1 protein-coding gene is annotated in these 1,669 nt (G+C 35.2%); it reads right to left on the bottom strand.

The genetic code is table 11. The features are described from left to right. Positions 1 to 876: 876 nt before the first annotated feature. Entirely contained in the window at positions 877 to 1,098 is a 222-nt protein-coding gene (locus HCUR_RS00230) for a hypothetical protein (RefSeq protein WP_104206246.1), read from the bottom strand. Positions 1,099 to 1,669: the final 571 nt, after the last annotated feature.

Here is a 1,669-nt window from a genome sequence, read left to right as displayed (position 1 = left end):
GCCCCTATCAAAAAGAAAAAGCATGGTCGTTTGGAAAAAAGCGTGTTACGCGTTGGCTTGGATCTGCTGCGGGAATTATTTTTTAAAATTGATCGTTCGGTTAACAATTTCGTGAATGATATTGCGTCAATTTTTAATCAAAAAACTGTAATTGAGCGGGTATTTACAGGGAGATAAACTTTTGTCCTGTACAGAGAAAAATTTCATAACCTTTAGAGCGTCTTAAAAAGTAATTTAACCACGCCAAGGGACTTCTTTGTACCTTTTTTTACGAATACAGCCCATCCATACATGATGCGTTCAAAGATTTTCATGAGTTTCTTTAGAAATTTTTCTAAAAACATTTTCATAATTTTGCGCTATCTGGCACTGTATCATGTGCCCTGGAATCACACACGGTTCTATGGAAACGGTAGCTTTGGGTGTCGATAAGATAAGATGCTCACGACCTTTTAGCTTTTTTACCCATCAATGCCTTACTTCTTAGAGAGATCAGTTGTATTAACACACTCTGTCAATCAAACTCTAGTTTAACGCTAAATTTCAACCGACTTTAAGACAGCTCTTTTCTACAAGATCGTACATCATTTTTTTCCAAATTTCCCTATCCTTAGCACGTTTATAAACGCTGTAAACAGTTTATAAGATGAAAATTTTTGGATAAAATTCTATTGATAGTCTATCTTAAATTCTATGGATCCTCTCTCTTGATCACATAAAAAACAAAGGTAGAGTGATGGAGTAAAAAACTAAACAGCGTGTAGGTAAGAAGCGTGGTAACGATTCCAAAAAAATCTATAGTGTAGACGGCTTAGTAAACACTCCATCTACAGCACCCATGGTTTTTAATGATTCTTATAATGCGGATCTTTTTAATCATTGGGCAGAACAGTGTTGAACCAAAGCGCTACAACCCTGACAAGGAGTGACGTTGGATCGTGCCTCAGTCCATAACTCTGATAAGACAAAAGAAGTGATTGAATCGCTTTGCTTCAGACTAATTTTCTTACTGCCAATTTTTCTGACTTGAACTCCATAGAGAAATTCTGGAACAATATGAAACGATGTACTAAGAATAGAATTACAGAATTTGCTCACAGAATTTTCTCAATAATATGTGGCTATAACCCGCTTCTTTTCCTTACCTAATACAATATGATTTACTATAAGTATTAAAAATAAAGCGGTACTTCATAAATTTTGTTTTAGAAACAGGGTTAATGCTATGGATTATCCGTTCTAGAGGTGCCTTAATGTTGGGATTTTAACCATTTTACTCTAGATAGATAGATAGAAAAATTTTAAAAAAATTATTTTTTTTGCTTGGTTTATCTAAGGATTTTTTGGCATTACAGAACCTCTAAAGAAAAAATTTATTGTAAAAAAATAAAGTCTTGTAGCCCACATAACGCAGCCAGTATCTTCAAAAAACGATTTTTATGCATTTTAGAACCTGGATTTATGGATGAGCGATCCCCCTTAACAAGCGCATAAAAGAGCGATCCTCACCCTATTTTCGAAAGCTGCTACAGCCATTTCCTACGCTTTAGACAATCTTGGATAATGATTGAGCCAAGCCAAGGTTCGTTCAACGACCCATCTTTTGGCGAACACCGCCCATTCTGGGGTTCTGAAATTTCAATTGTCTTGTTAAGAAGATTTTCCATAA

This window comes from Holospora curviuscula (assembly GCF_002930195.1).
Taxonomy (GTDB): domain Bacteria; phylum Pseudomonadota; class Alphaproteobacteria; order Holosporales; family Holosporaceae; genus Holospora; species Holospora curviuscula.
This window is presented reverse-complemented; position numbering and strand designations above follow the sequence as displayed.